This is a genomic window from Burkholderia sp. BE12 (assembly GCF_002959955.1).
Classification (GTDB): Bacteria; Pseudomonadota; Gammaproteobacteria; order Burkholderiales; family Burkholderiaceae; genus Burkholderia.
Window position 1 is genome coordinate 198429 of sequence record NZ_PREY01000010.1, and the last position, 14647, is coordinate 213075.

Annotated in this window: 14 protein-coding genes; 8 read left to right on the forward strand and 6 right to left on the reverse strand. The window is 67.7% G+C overall.

Annotation, left to right across the window (positions count from 1 at the left end; genetic code table 11):
- Positions 1-26: 26 nt before the first annotated feature.
- Positions 27-1448: a serine hydrolase domain-containing protein gene (locus C4B30_RS13805; protein ID WP_105132605.1), complete on the reverse strand. Its 1422-nt coding sequence runs from the start codon at positions 1446-1448 to the stop codon at positions 27-29.
- Between the two features lie 242 nt (positions 1449-1690).
- On the opposite strand from C4B30_RS13805, the gene C4B30_RS13810 reads away from it, so the two are divergent.
- The 5 genes from C4B30_RS13810 (at position 1691) to C4B30_RS13825 (ending at position 5870) form a co-directional block, all read left to right on the forward strand.
- The gene (locus C4B30_RS13810; RefSeq protein WP_105132606.1) at positions 1691-2110 is read left to right on the forward strand and encodes an HIT family protein; all 420 of its coding nucleotides are present in this window, start codon (positions 1691-1693) and stop codon (positions 2108-2110) included.
- Positions 2111-2364: 254 nt separating this feature from the next.
- The gene (locus C4B30_RS35650) at positions 2365-2541 is read left to right on the forward strand and encodes a hypothetical protein (RefSeq protein ID WP_175888582.1); all 177 of its coding nucleotides are present in this window, start codon (positions 2365-2367) and stop codon (positions 2539-2541) included.
- Positions 2542-2708: 167 nt separating this feature from the next.
- Positions 2709-3368, forward strand: a complete 660-nt coding sequence (locus tag C4B30_RS13815) for a methyltransferase family protein (protein ID WP_105132607.1) — start codon at positions 2709-2711, stop codon at positions 3366-3368.
- A 375-nt stretch (positions 3369-3743) separates the two neighbouring features.
- Positions 3744-4181, forward strand: coding sequence for a hypothetical protein (locus C4B30_RS13820; protein ID WP_027781621.1), 438 nt, complete (start codon positions 3744-3746; stop codon positions 4179-4181).
- Between the two features lie 852 nt (positions 4182-5033).
- Positions 5034-5870, forward strand: a complete 837-nt coding sequence (locus tag C4B30_RS13825) for a bifunctional allantoicase/(S)-ureidoglycine aminohydrolase (RefSeq protein ID WP_027781620.1) — start codon at positions 5034-5036, stop codon at positions 5868-5870.
- A 90-nt stretch (positions 5871-5960) separates the two neighbouring features.
- Here the strand turns inward: C4B30_RS13825 and C4B30_RS13830 are convergent, their stop codons facing one another.
- Together C4B30_RS13830 and C4B30_RS13835 are read right to left on the reverse strand one after the other, a co-directional pair.
- Entirely contained in the window at positions 5961-6362 is a 402-nt protein-coding gene (locus C4B30_RS13830) for a hypothetical protein (protein WP_105132608.1), read from the reverse strand.
- A 251-nt stretch (positions 6363-6613) separates the two neighbouring features.
- Positions 6614-7492: a helix-turn-helix transcriptional regulator gene (locus C4B30_RS13835; protein ID WP_027781618.1), complete on the reverse strand. Its 879-nt coding sequence runs from the start codon at positions 7490-7492 to the stop codon at positions 6614-6616.
- 98 nt (positions 7493-7590) lie between these two features.
- Between C4B30_RS13835 and C4B30_RS13840 the strand changes: the two genes are divergently transcribed.
- The gene (locus C4B30_RS13840; protein WP_105132609.1) at positions 7591-8481 is read left to right on the forward strand and encodes an SDR family oxidoreductase; all 891 of its coding nucleotides are present in this window, start codon (positions 7591-7593) and stop codon (positions 8479-8481) included.
- A 353-nt stretch (positions 8482-8834) separates the two neighbouring features.
- On the opposite strand, the gene C4B30_RS13845 is transcribed toward C4B30_RS13840, so the two are convergent.
- A complete protein-coding gene (locus C4B30_RS13845) occupies positions 8835-9629 on the reverse strand; it encodes an aminoglycoside phosphotransferase family protein (RefSeq protein WP_027781616.1) in 795 nt (264 codons plus the stop codon).
- Positions 9630-9871: 242 nt separating this feature from the next.
- Here C4B30_RS13845 and C4B30_RS13850 point away from each other — a divergent pair, with 242 nt between their 5' ends.
- Positions 9872-12004: a penicillin-binding protein 1A gene (locus C4B30_RS13850; protein ID WP_027781615.1), complete on the forward strand. Its 2133-nt coding sequence runs from the start codon at positions 9872-9874 to the stop codon at positions 12002-12004.
- An 8-nt stretch (positions 12005-12012) separates the two neighbouring features.
- A complete protein-coding gene (locus C4B30_RS13855; protein WP_027781614.1) occupies positions 12013-12624 on the forward strand; it encodes a trimeric intracellular cation channel family protein in 612 nt (203 codons plus the stop codon).
- Between the two features lie 83 nt (positions 12625-12707).
- Here the strand turns inward: C4B30_RS13855 and C4B30_RS13860 are convergent, their stop codons facing one another.
- Together C4B30_RS13860 and C4B30_RS13865 are read right to left on the reverse strand one after the other, a co-directional pair.
- Positions 12708-13529 carry a heme ABC transporter ATP-binding protein gene (locus tag C4B30_RS13860; protein ID WP_027781613.1) on the reverse strand — a complete coding sequence of 274 codons (822 nt, stop codon included), beginning with the start codon at positions 13527-13529 and terminating at the stop codon, positions 12708-12710.
- Between the two features lie 19 nt (positions 13530-13548).
- The gene (locus C4B30_RS13865) at positions 13549-14643 is read right to left on the reverse strand and encodes a FecCD family ABC transporter permease (protein ID WP_027781612.1); all 1095 of its coding nucleotides are present in this window, start codon (positions 14641-14643) and stop codon (positions 13549-13551) included.
- Positions 14644-14647 lie beyond the last annotated feature (4 nt).

The following is a 14647-nucleotide window of genomic DNA, read 5'->3' on the forward strand; positions in this document are numbered from 1 at the left end:
CGCGCCCGGCGGGTAATCGCCCGTCGTCACGCACCGGGCGCGGGCACCGCGTCGAGCACGCGCGCGAGAAAGGCCTCGTGATTCCACGCGGCTTCCGGCCGCGACAGCCCGAGCCGCACGACCACCAATTGACGGCTCGGCACCACGCTCACGAACTGGCCTTCATGGCCGACTGCGTGAAACGCGTCGGCCGGCATCGCCCGCGCGTGCGGATCGCGATCGTTGAACGGCTCCGGCACCTTGACCCACAGCTGCGCGCCGAATTCCTGCCGCGACGACTGCGGCGTCGCGCGCGTCAGGTAGCGCACCCAGCCTTCCGGCAGCAGCCGCTGCCCGTTCCACACGCCATCCTGAAGCAGAAGCTGCCCGAAGCGCGCCCAGTCGCGTGCGCTCGCATACATGTACGACGCGCTGACGAGCGTGCCGGACGCATCGGGCTCGAACACCGCGCTGCGCATCCCGAGCGGCGCGAACAGCGCACGGCGCGGAAACGCGAGGTAGTCGTCGTCGCGGCCGCCCAGTGCTTCGCGCATCACGCGCGCGACGATCGCGCTCGTGCCGCTCGAGTAGGACCACTGCGCGCCGGGCGTCGCGGCCAGCGGCTTCGCCGACGCGAACCGCGCGGTATCGGGCTGCGTGAACAGCATCACCGCGACGTCGGACAGCGGGTCGTCGTAGTCCTCGTTGAATTGCAGGCCACTCGTCATCCGCAGCAACTCGTCGAGCGTGATGGCCGCGCGAGGATCGCCGCTGCCGCGCCATTCGGGCAGTAGCGCCGACGCGTCCGGCGACAGCTTGTGCCGCGCGACGAGCGTGCCGACCAGCGCGGCCGTGACGGTCTTCGTCATCGACCAGCCGGGCAGCGGCGTGTCGGCCGTGAAGCCGGGCGCATAGCGTTCGGCGATCACCTGGCCGCGCCACATCACGACTACCGCGCGCGTGCGCCGAGGCCGCGCCGGATCGGGTTCGTCGAACGCGCGGTCGAGCGCGGTCTGCAGCTTGTGGGCGTCGATGCCGGCGGGCGGCGTGGCCGGTGCGGCTGATGAGGGTGGCGCGGGCGGCAGGTCGGGGAGGGCCGGCAACGCGGCGGGCAAGGTCGCTGCCGCCGCCCCAGTCGGGGATCCGAGCGCGAGCGTGCAGCCGAGTCCCGGCCGGAAGTCGGCTTCGCGTTCGGCGAAGCCGGCGAAGGTCGCCACCGCGCGATGATGGTCGGGGTCGATCGACGGGCGCACCAGTTTCAGAAGCGGATGGACGCCGGCCATGATGTCGACGTCGATCACGGACGCGGCCGGGCGGCCCGACACGAACACGCCGGAACACAGCGCCTTGGCCGCATAACCGGTCGCGATCGGCGCGAGCCGGGACAGCATGTAGCCCGTGTAGCCGATCGCGCCAACGAGCGCGAGCGCGACACCGCGCAAAATCAGCTTCTTGAGGGGGATCGTCATGCGCGAGCGTCCTCGATGGCGTGCCGGTCGGCAACGATCCGGCAGTGTCGCAGGTTCGGGCGAGGCGTTGCAATCGCGACCGCGTGACGCGCGATGGCGGCCGCATGCGTTCGCGCTGCCGCGCGCGCGACGGTTCGGCACGCGTCGCGCGTTGGGCGAGTTGATATCGGGCGGGCCATCGGCCGATAATCGTCCGGGATTGCTCTGCCAGTCCCTCTGTCCAACCGAGATCGGAAAACGCCATGTCCTACGACAACAACAACCCGTTCGCCAAAATCCTGCGCGGCGAACTGCCGTGCGTGAAGGTCGCCGAAGACGACGCGACGCTCGCGATCATGGATCTGATGCCGCAGGCCGACGGTCACGTGCTCGTGATTCCGAAGGAGCCGGCCGCGCAGATTTTCGAATTGTCCGGCGAGGCGGCCGCGGCCGGCATCCGCATGACGCAGCGCGTCGCGGCGGCGGTGCGCGCGGCGCTCGAGCCGGACGGCGTGTTCATCGGTCAGTTCAACGGCGCGGCCGCTGGCCAGACGGTCCCGCACGTGCATTTCCACGTGATTCCGCGCTGGGAAGGCGCGGAGTTGCGGATGCATGCGCGCGACATCGCCGACGCGGCGACGCTCGAAGCGCTCGCGCAGCGCATTCGCGCCCGCTTCGTGTAACAGCCCCTGACGCACCGGGTGCGGCGGCCGTCCACCGGCCAGCCGCCGCGCCGCCAAAGCCTGTTTCAGCGGTCACACGAGGTAACACGTGTAACCGCCCGGGAAACTCGGCCGGCCAGGCCCGGCGCTAGACTCCGCGCATTGTTTCATCGAGCGACAGGAAGGGCGGATCGCCTCTTCGTGCCGGCCGCTGCCCGTCGCGGCGGCACGGCCTTCGCGCGGTGCCATTCGTCTTTCGCGCCGGGAACCGAGCCATGTCCAGACTTCTCATCACGCTTGCCCTGATCGGCGGCCTGTCCGGCTGCTACGTCGCGCCGCCGTACGGCTACGCGCCCGCGCCGGCCTACTACGGCTATGGCTACGGTTATGCGCCCGCGTACTACGCGCCGCCCGTCAGCATCGGAATCGGCGGCCACTTCCGCATCCGCTGATCCGGCACCCGGCGCCCGCCTCGGCTGTACCGGCTGTACCGGCCGGTCGGCTACCGTTAGCCGGACGATGCGCGTGAACGTGCGCGCCGCATGACGGCGGCGCACGGCACCCGGTGTGCGCAGTTCCTATACTTCACAGGAAAGCGCATCCCCGCGAGGCCGTCATCATGACAATTACCCCCAAGGTCGTCGTCCTGTCGGGCGTCGCCACGCTCGTCTATCTCGGGCTCGCCGTGCTCGGCAGCGGCGGGTTCGCTGCCTTCTTCTCGCATCCACCGTTCATCGTCATCGCCGTCGCGACGTTCGCGATGGCCGCCGCCGTGCTGTTCACCGAGGGCAACCTGAGCAGCGGCGAGCGCGAGAACCGCGACAACCGCTGGGTGCTCGCGGCGTTCGCGGTGAGCGGCTTCCTGCTCGCGTACCTGCCCGCGCTGACCGACCGGCTCGACGTCTGGACCTTCGGCGGCGACACCGTGCGCTGGATCGGCGTCGTGCTGTACCTCGCGGGCGGCGTGCTGCGGATCTGGCCCGTGTTCGTGCTCGGCAAGCGCTTCAGCGGGCTTGTCGCGATCCAGCCGGGCCATACGCTCGTGACGGGCGGCATCTACAGCCGCATCCGCAATCCGAGCTATCTCGGCCTGCTCGTCAATTCGCTCGGCTGGGCGTTGGTGTTCCGCTCGGGCGTCGGCGTGCTGCTGGTCGTGCTGACGCTGGTGCCGCTCATCGCGCGGATCCGCTCAGAGGAGGCATTGCTGCGTTCGCAATTCGGTGCCGAATACGACGCGTATTGCGCGCGGACGTGGCGATTGCTGCCCGGCGTGTACTGACCCCGTCGTCTTTTGGACGCCCGTCGTTCGGATGCCGCTTACGGCGTGTGCAGATGTGTTGCCACGTGTGTCTCAAACGTGCGATCGCCTGCATGAGGCGCCTGTCCCGGTACGGGGCCGAACCCTTGCGTTCGTCAATACCGACAAGGGTTTCGAGCGATTTCCAGTACGCGTTCGACATGCGTGATTCGTAAACAACTTGTTACCAGAATGTCCACGGCACGAATGTGGGACCGGTGCTATTCTTCGCCGCAAGCTCATTGAAATGAATTGGTCCGCGGTTCGGCACAATGCCTGGCCCGACGTCGATCGATTCAGATCGTCGTACCGAGCGGACCTCGATAACCAGAATTGCGAACAAGGAAGAATACGGGAATGTGGAAGAAAATCGCCCCCGCTCTCGTCGTCGCCGTGCTGACCGGCGCGACTGCACTGCCGGCAGTAGCCGGTGACTTGAACAATGCGCTCGGCGGCGCGCTCGGCGGGGTTGCCGGCGCAGCGGTCGGCGGCGCGGTCGGCGGCAGCACCGGCTCCGTCATCGGCGGCGCGATCGGCGGCGGCGCCGGCGGCGCGGTGACGTCGAACCGTCGCGAGCGCACCGGCGCGATCATCGGCGGCGCCCTCGGCGGCGGCGCAGGTACCGCGGCAGGCAACGCGATGGGCGGCCGTACGGGCGGCCTGCTGGGCGCGGCGGTCGGCGGCGGCGCCGGCGCGGCACTCGGCGGCAACATGTCGCGCAGTTCGTACGATCGCGATCATGGCGACCGCGGCTACCGTCACCGCAAGCATCGTCACCACCGCGACTGGGACTGATCGCCGCTGGCGCGGCACGGTGCGCGACTCGCGCACCGGCGCGCCGACGGCGTCGGCATCCCGACGCGAGCTTCAGCCCGGCGCCCTGCCGGGCCGCTTCGCCGGCCAGACCGGCGATTCTCCTCCGGCTTCATCAGCCGCAGCCATGTGCCTGATCGACGGGCCGGTCATTCTCCTCCCGCCGTTTTTCCGTTTCTCGACGACATCGTCTGCCGTGTCCGAATGCGTCCGGACAGGGTTGGCCGAATCACATCTGCTTTTCCTTCGGCACGTCGGCTTGTTCCAAGCTGACCTGACTGTCTCCCGCAATCCTGCCGCAGCGATCCGCTGCCGCGCACGTAGCAACCGCCTTCGGCTCGCGTAGCGGGCTGCTGTATCGAGAGCGGCGCTTGCACGCTGCGTTGCCGTGCACGGACGCATTGCACGAACATCGCAACGGTCAGGATTTCCCTGATGGTCGGCCCGCCCCGCAACGCTTCCCCACCGCGCATCGCGGGTGCCGACGGGTAGTGCGAAATCGAATGGATGTCATCGCAACATTTAATTGGTCGATCGGGATCGACTTCGCTATCGTCGGCGATGCTCGCGTATGGAGTCGAACCGTGCCGCTGTCCGCGCCTCGCAGCATGATCGAGAGCGCAGCGGCGCGGCCGGCAGTCCGACAACCCGGGCCGCCGTGTCCGCTGAACCGGACGGACCCGACGCGAAGCCTGGCCGACCGACCGAAGGCGCACGCGCTTTCAAGCCACCCCGGCAACGATGTCCCGCCGCCGCATGTGTGCCCCACGCGCATGCGAACCGCCCGATGCCGTTAGCGCCCGGGGCCGGACCAACCCATTGCCTGGATGCAATATGTCTAAGACAACGTATTACGCGCCGCATGGCGGCCACCCGCCGCAGACGGATCTGCTGACCGATCGCGCGATGTTCACCGAGGCGTACGCGGTGATCCCGAAGGGTGTGATGCGCGACATCGTCACGAGCTGGCTGCCGTTCTGGACTCACACGCGCCTGTGGGTGATCGCCCGCCCGCTGTCGGGTTTCGCGGAAACCTTCTCGCAGTACATCGTCGAAGTGAATCCGGGCGGCGGCAGCGACAAGCCCGAGCAGGACAAGAACGCCGAAGCCGTGCTGTTCGTCGTCGAAGGTGAAGCCGAACTGACGCTGCAAGGCAAGCAGCACACGCTGAAGCCGGGCGGCTATGCGTTCATTCCGCCGGGCGCGGACTGGACGTTGCACAACGTCAGCGATGCCGCGGTGCGTTTTCACTGGGTGCGCAAGCACTATCAGGCCGTCGACGGCATTCCGCTGCCGGAAGCGTTCGTGACCAACGAGCAGGACGTCGAGCCGATCCCGATGCCGGGCACCAACGGCGCATGGGTGACGACGCGCTTCGTCGACATGAGCGACATGCGTCACGACATGCACGTGAACATCGTGACGTTCGAGCCGGGCGGCGTGATTCCGTTCGCTGAAACGCACGTGATGGAGCACGGCCTGTACGTGCTCGAAGGCAAGGCCGTTTATCGCCTGAACCAGGACTGGGTCGAGGTGGAAGCCGGCGATTTCATGTGGTTGCGCGCGTTCTGCCCGCAGGCGTGCTATTCGGGCGGCCCGGGGCGCTTCCGTTATCTGCTGTACAAGGATGTGAACCGTCACATGAATCTGACGCTGAACCCGGCGCGCTGAAACGTGGCGCAAGTCGGATACGAAGGCCCGCCGGTGCAAACCGGCGGGTTTTTTTCGGCTGCGTCGTGGGTTAGAAAGTCAGCGGATAAGCTATCCGACAATCCGAACCCACACCGCCCGAAGGCGTCGCGCGCGGTCTTCGAAGAGGTAGGAGGCCGCCAGCGCCAGGAGACCTGAAATCGCACCCGTCACGATGTGCTCGACATAGGGGATACGGTAATGACTCGTGTGCGAGTAGGCATCGCCCAACGTCGTCAGCACGCCAACGACCAGCGCATTGCCGTATCGATGCGCGTAGAGTTTCGAGACGGGCGTGAAAGTCAGGAGTACAGCCAGAAGGCCGGTAAGCAGACCGGTATGAAATGCGATAGTCCAGTGCGCCACGCTCGTGATGTTTCCCCAGCTCCCCGGCATGCAGGTCATGCACGCACTGGTCGGCTGCCAGAAACGCTGAACAAACAGTCTGACGCGGTGCTTCCACTCGGTTGACATGATGCGTTTCCATCAATGCCGTCGCCACGGCCGACGCCACTACACGTAGACAGGGCGGCTGTGCGCCGTAGAGGCCGGGCAATCACCTGGACATGCGGGAATACTACTCCACGATCAGACGTCCGCTGTTTCGAGCGAGCCCGGGATTCAGCGCTTGCGTCTATCGGTGCGGCCCCGTCTGGGACGCGCATCGAACGATGCGCTGGCGCGGGAAGGCGATGGCTGGCGTCGACCCTGAACGGTCGCCGACGTCATCCAGCTCGTACGTCCTCTTGCGACGCATCTTCGGCCACAGCATCGCGCTGATGTAGTGCGGCAAGCGCCCTGATTCGCTCGGCGACTTCACTGTCGAGCGGCGTATAGATGATCAAGCCCAGGTCTGGCCGACCGTCAACGGAAAGTGCCGAGTACTCCAGTTCGACCGTGCCCAGCGTGGGATGCTGAAGTCGCTTGACGCTGTCTCCTTCGCTCTGGTCAAGTACCTCGTTGTCCCGCCACAGCGCGTCAAACTCCGCGCTAAGATCGCGCAATTCGGCAACCAGCTCGCCGACCTCGGACGCGAGACCCGCGCGAGCCACATCTGCTCTGAACGCGCCTACCACGACACGGGCGATGCTTTCCCAATCGTGCTGCTTCTCGCGGACGGCGGGATTGCGGAACAGGAATTGGAGAATATTGCGCTGACCGGACGGCAAGGTCCCGTAATCAGTCAGCACCACCGCGGCGGCACGGTTCCAGGCAACGACGTCCCAGGTAGCGGTCTTGATGATCGCCGGGCTGGCGTCCAACGAATCGAGCAGCCGCTGCAACCGAGGATTGACAGTGTTGACAGGGTTATAGCGGACCTCGGGCGGCCGCCCAAGCCCCAGCATGAAAAGATGCTCGCGCTCGGCAGGCGTCAGCATCAGGGCACTGGAGATCCGGTCCAGCACCTCCGCAGAAGGCGCACCGCCACGCCCCTGTTCGAGCCATGTGTACCACGTCGGGCTGATATTGGCGCGCTGGGCCACCTCTTCACGGCGTAGTCCAGGCGTTCGCCTGCGCCCGGTAAATCCAAAGCTCGCGGGGTCAAGGCGCGTCCGGCGGCTTCTCAGAAAATCTCCAAGCGACCTGGGCGTATTGACTGACATAGTGAACCTGTTAGTCGCTTTACTATGATGAGGTCACTACTTTAACGGGATAACAAATGATCGGATAGTGGACACCTGACGACCAAGGAGGCTTCACCATGCGTATTTTCCTGACAGGTGCGACGGGCTTTATCGGTTCGGCGCTCGTTCCCGAACTCATTCGGGCCGGTCATCAGGTGATTGGTTTGACGCGCTCGGACGCGGGAGTGCGAGCACTCATCGACGCGGGCGCCGAGCCGCATCGCGGCACGCTCGAGGAGCCGGAAAGCCTGCGCAGCGGCGCCGCAAAGGCAGACGGCGTTATTCACCTGGCGTTCGACCACGATTTCACCCGGTTCGCCGAGAATTGCGAAAAGGACAGGCGCGCGATTACCGCACTCGGCGCCGCACTCGCGGGTTCCGATCGACCGCTGATCATCACGTCGGGGACCGGAATGGGCGGCGGCCAGCACGGCGAACCCGCGACCGAAGACGTCTTCAATGCCAGCCATCCCAATCCGCGCATTGTCTCCGAACTGACGGGGCAGACTCTGCTACAACAGGGCATCAACGTGTCGGTGGTACGACTGCCGCAAGTTCACAATCCGTTCAAGCAGGGCCTCATTGGGCCGCTTATCGACGTGGCTCGTGAAAAAGGTGTAGTTGCCTACGTCGGTGACGGAAGCAACCGCTGGGCGGCCGGCCACCTATCCGACGTCGCGCGTCTCTACCGGCTCGCACTGGAGGCGCGCGAACGGGGCGCGCGTTATCACGCTGTCGGCGAGGAGGGCATCAGCAGTCGCGAAATCGCCGAGGCGCTGGGTCGAGGCCTTGAGTTGCCAGTTATTTCGATCGCCCCGACGGAAGCCGCAGCGCATTTCGGATGGATGGGGATGTTCGTCGGGCTGGATATGCCCGCTTCGAGCGCGTGGACACAGGCGCGATTGGATTGGCACCCGACAGGACCAACACTGATCGAGGATCTCGACGAAGCGCGGTACAGGACATAAGCGTCGTTTTTGAGGTTGCATTGCACGACGTTTTCCAGCTCCACTCGGACCTATCCGTCATTTCGTGGGCGGGGCATATCATGAGGCGTAAAAGTCATGGATATGCGGACGAAGAAGAAAAGGCAAACCGTAGCGCGTCAGGCATCAGCCCGCGGGCCGCTGCAGCCCGCCTGACAACGATTCCGAAATCTCTCGAAACTTTCATCGATATTGACCAAAGGCAAGCGGGTACTGAAGATTGTCGGTGATCTAGTCGTTATGGTCGAGTGTCTGAAACTGGCCGAATACCGGTGGTCTTCGCCGCTTTCCCGCGGAAATCCGTGATGGGCTGTTTTCATGGTCGATGCGTATCGCTACAACCCGAGCGCACCCGCCGCAAGCCTCGCGACCTGCAGCCGCGTATCGGGCGGCAGTTCATCTTCGATCAACCACACGGCCGATAGCCCCGACCACGCGAGTATCCATTGCAGCAACCGCCGCCGGTCGAGCCGCGCCGCATCTGCCACGAGCACAACGCGCCGCTCGAAATGCACCGGATCGACCGCAATGTCATGCATAGGATTACAGAACAGGTTCGCGTAATCGAACGTGTGCTCGCCGCGTAGTCCTTTCGGGTCGATCGCGCGCCAGCCGCGATCGCCGAAATGCAGGATGTTGTCGTGATGAATGTCGCCGTGCAGCACGACTTCGTCGACGGATGGCCCCGCCAGTAACTGGCGTGCGATCGCTGCCGAGCGCCGCAGCGCGTCGTTGTCTGCATCGTTCGACAGCAACGCGTAGAACCAGTCGTGCAGCGGCACAACCGTAGGCACCTGCGGCGCACGATGCGCATGCAGCCGCGCGACGACGTCGCAGGCGATGCGCATCGTGTCGTCATCGTGGCCCGCTGCCGACAACGCGGCCAGCGACGGCGCCGGCTGCGCGCGTTCAAGCAGGATCGCGTCGCCGTCGTGTCGCCACACCTGCGCGGCGCCTTGCCCGTTCCACCAGGCCATCAGTGCATTGCCGCGCCGTTCTTCGTCGCACGTCGCGACCTTCAGCATCGCGGGCCGCGCGTGCCAGACGACCGGCAGCAGGCCGCCGCTCGCGGTCAGGATCGGGCCGCCGTCGGGAACGAGGCCCCACAGGTCGAGGTATCGATCGAACATCCGACGATGGTACAAGCGAACCGGTTCACGCGCCCGGCGCGCTCGGTCGCGACGACATGCCGCAGACCCGCATGCACGGTGTGAGCGAGCCCCAAAGCACTTTCCTAAATAAAATTTAGCCAGCCAAACTTTGGCTAAAGAATGTTCCGGTTTCGCGTGATCCCTTCGACAATGCGCGCCTTTCGTGACCGATCGGCGCCGCTCGCGCGCCGGCCGTCGCGGCACTGACGAAGGAGCCCGACATGACCGACCACACCGCCAATCCGCCGCCGCCGCCGTCCACGCCGCCATCCGCACCACCGCGCCGCCGCCGTGTATGGCGCACGCTCGCGGGCGCGCTGCTCGGCCTGACGCTCGCATGCGCGGGCATCGGCGCATGGACGATCGATCGCATCTGGACGCAGTTGCCGTCCGTCGAGCACCTGGCTGTCTATCGTCCCGCGCTGCCGCTGCGGATCTTCTCGCGCGACGGCGACCTGCTGGCCGAATACGGCGTCGAGCGGCGCGAGTTCGTGCCGCTCGAACGCATCCCGCCACTGATGCGGCACGCGCTGCTTGCGGCCGAGGACGCGAAGTTCTACGAACACGGCCCGGTCGATGTCGGCGGCCTCGCGCGCGCGACGTTCGCGAACGTCGTCACCGGGCAGCCGGGGCAGGGCGGCAGCACGATCACGATGCAGGTCGCGCGCAACTTCTACCTGACGCGCGACAAGGTGCTGAGCCGCAAGCTCGCCGAGATCCTGATGGCGGCCAAGCTCGAACGCGAATACAGCAAGGACAAGCTGCTCGAGTTGTACATGAACGAGATCTATCTGGGCGAACGCGCGTACGGCTTCGCGGCCGCCGCGCACGTGTACTTCGGCAAGCCGCTCGACGCGCTGAGCGCGGGCGAGGCGGCCGTGCTCGCCGGGTTGCCGAAGGCGCCGTCCGCGTTCAACCCGGTCGTCAATCCGGCGCGCGCGACCGCGCGGCGCAATTACGTGCTCGGCCGGATGCACGCGCTCGGTCAGATCGATGAGGCGACGTATCGCGCGGCCGTCGACGCGCCGGTCGCGCTGGCGACCACGCCGCCGCCCGGGATCGTCGCGGCGCCGTACGTCGCCGAGCGTGCGCGCCGAATGATGGTCGAGCGGTTTCATGACGACGCGTACACGCTCGGCCTAGACGTGACGACGACGATCTCGATGCGCGACCAGCGCGCGGCCGAAGCCGCGCTCGAGCGCACGCTGAGCCGGCAGCCGCGCGCGAAGCGCGACGCGCGCAACGGGCTCGAAGGCGCGCTCGTGTCGCTCGATGCGGCCACCGGCGACATGCTCGCGCTGGTCGGCGGCGCGGATTTCAATCGCAACGTGTTCGACCACGCGCTGCAGGCGTATCGCCAGCCGGGGTCGAGCTTCAAGCCGTTCGTCTATTCGGCGGCGCTGGAGAAGGGCTACTTCCCCGGCGTGCTCGTCGACGATACGCAGCGCACGCTCACGCACGCGGAAACCGGCGCACGGCCGTGGCGTCCGCGTAATTTCGGCAATCGCTATGAAGGCTTCATCCCGGTGCGGCGCGGGCTCGTGCGCTCGAAGAATCTGGTCGCGGTCAGCCTGATGCAGGCCACCGATGCGCGCTACGTGCAGCAGCACGCGGTGCATTTCGGCTTCGACGCGCAGCGCAATCCGGCATCGCTGCCGCTCGCGCTCGGCGCGGGCGCGGTGACGCCGCTCGAACTCGCGAGCGCATACAGCGTGTTCGCGAACGGCGGGACGCGGATGGAGCCGCGCCTGATCCTGTCGGTGAAGCAGCGTCACGGCGGCGCGATGTACGAGGCGACCGTGCCGGCGGGCGAGCGGGTCGTGTCGGCGCGCAATGCGTTCGTGATGGACAGCATGCTGCGCGACGTCGTGCGGGCCGGCACCGCACGCGGGGCGCTCGCGCTGCGGCGTGACGACGCGGCGGGCAAGACGGGCACGTCGAACGGGTCGAAGGACGTGTGGTTCGCCGGCTACTCGTCGGGCATCGTCGCGGTCGCGTGGCTCGGCTACGACACGCCGCGCCCGATGGGGCGCGCGACCGGCGCGACGCTGGCGTTGCCGGTCTGGCTCGACTACATGAAGACGGCCGTCGACGGGCGCACGCCGGTCGATGCGACGCCGCCGCAGGACGTCGCGCTCGTCGACGGCGATTTCGTGTACGCCGAATACACGCGCGGCACGTGTACGGCCGACGTGCCGCCGTATATCCGCAGCCGCTTTGCATGCGGCGGCGCGGCGGTGCGGGACGCGTCGGACGCGCCTGCCGACAACGGCAGGCCCGGCGAGCCGATGCCCGCCGCCGTCGATGCGGCCGAGCGCGAACGCGTGCTCGACCTGTTCCGGACCGACGACTGACGCGCGCCATGCATACGCTCTATCTGATCGCGATCGTCGCGGAAGCGATGTCGGGGGCGCTGATGGGCATGCGCCGCGGGATGGACCGCTTCGGCCTCGCGCTCGTCGGCGCGGTGACGGCGCTCGGCGGCGGCACCGTGCGCGACGTGCTGCTCGGCCACTATCCGCTCGGCTGGATCGCGCATCCCGAATACCTGGTGATCACGCTCGTCGCGGCGACCGTCGCATCGTGGGCGGCGCGGCACGTCGTGCGGATGAAGACGCTGTTCGTCACCGTCGATGCGATCGGCCTCGCGGCGTTCACGATCATCGGCTGCGACATCGGCGCGTCGACCGGCACGGCGCCGATCATCGTCGTGCTGGCCGGCGCGATCACGGGCGTGTGCGGCGGGATGCTGCGCGATTTGCTTTGCAACGAGATGCCGCTGATCCTGCGCGAGGAACTGTATGCGAGCGTCGCGTTCGTCACGGGCGCGCTGTATGTCGGGATGCAGCATCTCGGCATCGACGCGGGCTTTGCGACGGCGATCGCGCTGGCGGTCGGCTTCGCGATGCGGATGCTCGCCGTGCGGCTGGGCTGGAAGATGCGGAGCTTCGGCGCGGCGGATGTCGAGCATTGAGTACGGCGGGCGTTCGTGAAGGCCGCCAACGAGGGCAGCACGCGACATCGAGCGGCACGACGATCTTGCAATACACACCTGCGCTACGCGGGCACCATCACCGGCGGCGTCCCGTCGCCGGTTTCCACCATCTTCACCGCGAAGCCATAGCACCGCGCGATATGGGCAGGCGTCATCACGTCGCGCGGGGCGCCATGCGCGACGATCGTGCCGTCGGCGAGCATCGCGATCGTATCCGCATGCCGCGCGGCGAGGTTCGGATCGTGGACGATCGCGAGCACGCCGAGCTGCCATTCGCGCGCGACGGCGCGAACGGTATCGAGCAGCCGGTGCTGGTGCGCGAGATCGAGCGCGGCGGTCGGCTCGTCGAGCAGCAAGTAACGTGGGCCGGATTCCGCTGCGTCGTGGTCCGGCCACAGCTGCGCGAGGACGCGGGCGAACTGCACGCGCGCGAGCTCGCCGCCCGACAGCGTCGTGACGTCGCGGCCGACGAGCGCTTCGGCGCCCGCACGTTCGAGCGCGCGCCAGGCGATGTCGCGATCGCGGTGCGACGTGGCGCCGCTGCGCCGCGCATGCGGATAGCGGCCGAGCAGCACGATTTCGTCGACGCTGAACGGGAAGGCTGGCTGCGCGGCCTGCGGCAGCACCGCGCGCAGGCATGCGAGCCGCGGTGCGTCGATGCGCGCGAGCGGTTCGCCGTTCAGCGTGACGTCGCCCGTCACGCGCACGCCGTTCGGCGCGACGTTGCCGGTCAGTTCGCCGGCGAAAGTCTTCAGCAGCGTGCTCTTGCCCGCGCCGTTGCGGCCGAGCAGCGCGGTCACGCGGCCGGGTTCGATCGACAGCGACAGGTCGTGCAGGATCGTGTCGTGCCGGCGGGCGACGTCGAGGTGGTGGGCAGTCAGCATGGTCGTCGTGAAAAAGGGATTACCCGCCGAGCGCGCCGCGGTTTTTCCACAGCAGCGCGAGGAAGAACGGCGCGCCGAGCAGCGCGGTCAGCACGCCGAGCGGAATATCGGCGGGCGCGGCGACCGTGCGCGCGGCCAGATCGGCCGCGAGCGTCAGCAACGCGCCGAGCAATGCGGCGCCGGGCAGCACGATGCGCTGGTCGGGGCCGCACGCGAGGCGCACGCAATGGGGCGCGACGAGCCCGATGAAACCGATGATGCCCGCGCACGACACGAGCGCGCCGATCGCGAGCGCGACCGCGACGAGCACGCGTCGCTTCAGTTGCTGCACGGGCACGCCGAGATGCAGCGCTTCGGTTTCGCCGAGCTGCAGCGCGTTCAGTGCATCGCGTTCACGCACGAGCAGCACGCAGCCGATCGCGACGCACGGCGCGACGGCCGCCAGCGTCGACCATTGCGCGCCGCCGAGGCTGCCGAGGCTCCAGAAGGTCAGCGAACGCAGCTGCGCGTCGTCGGCCACGAACGTGAGCAGCCCGATCGCTGAGCCGGCCAGCGCATTGATCGCGATTCCCGCGAGCAGCAGCAGCGGCAGCGCAAGCCGGCCGCGCGATGCGGCGAGCCGGTAGACGAGCATCGCGACCGCGAGGCCGCCCGCGAACGCGGCGCCCGGCAGCGCGGCTGCGCTCGCGTGTGCGGCGAAGAGCGCGGGGCCGAGCACGATCAGCGTGGTCGCGCCGAGCGCGGCGCCGCTCGACACGCCGACGAGGCCCGGATCGGCGAGCGGATTGCGGAACAGCGCCTGCATCGCGGCGCCGGTCGCGCCGAAGCCGCCGCCGACCAGCAGCGCGAGCGCGACGCGCGGTGCGCGGATGTCGAGCAGCACGGCGCGCGCCTGTTGCGCGGCCGGGTCGCCGCTCAGCGCGGCCCAGGCTTCCGCCAGCGGAATGCGGTACGCGCCGACGCACAGCGCGACGACGGACATCGCGCCCACCAGAACGGCGAGCGCGGCCAGGACGAACGGCGCGAAGCGGCGCGACGTGCCGACGCGCGCGGCGCCGGCGCCGGTGCGCGAGGCGGGCGATGGCGCGTCGAAGGGCGAAGCGTGAGCGGGCATCGTG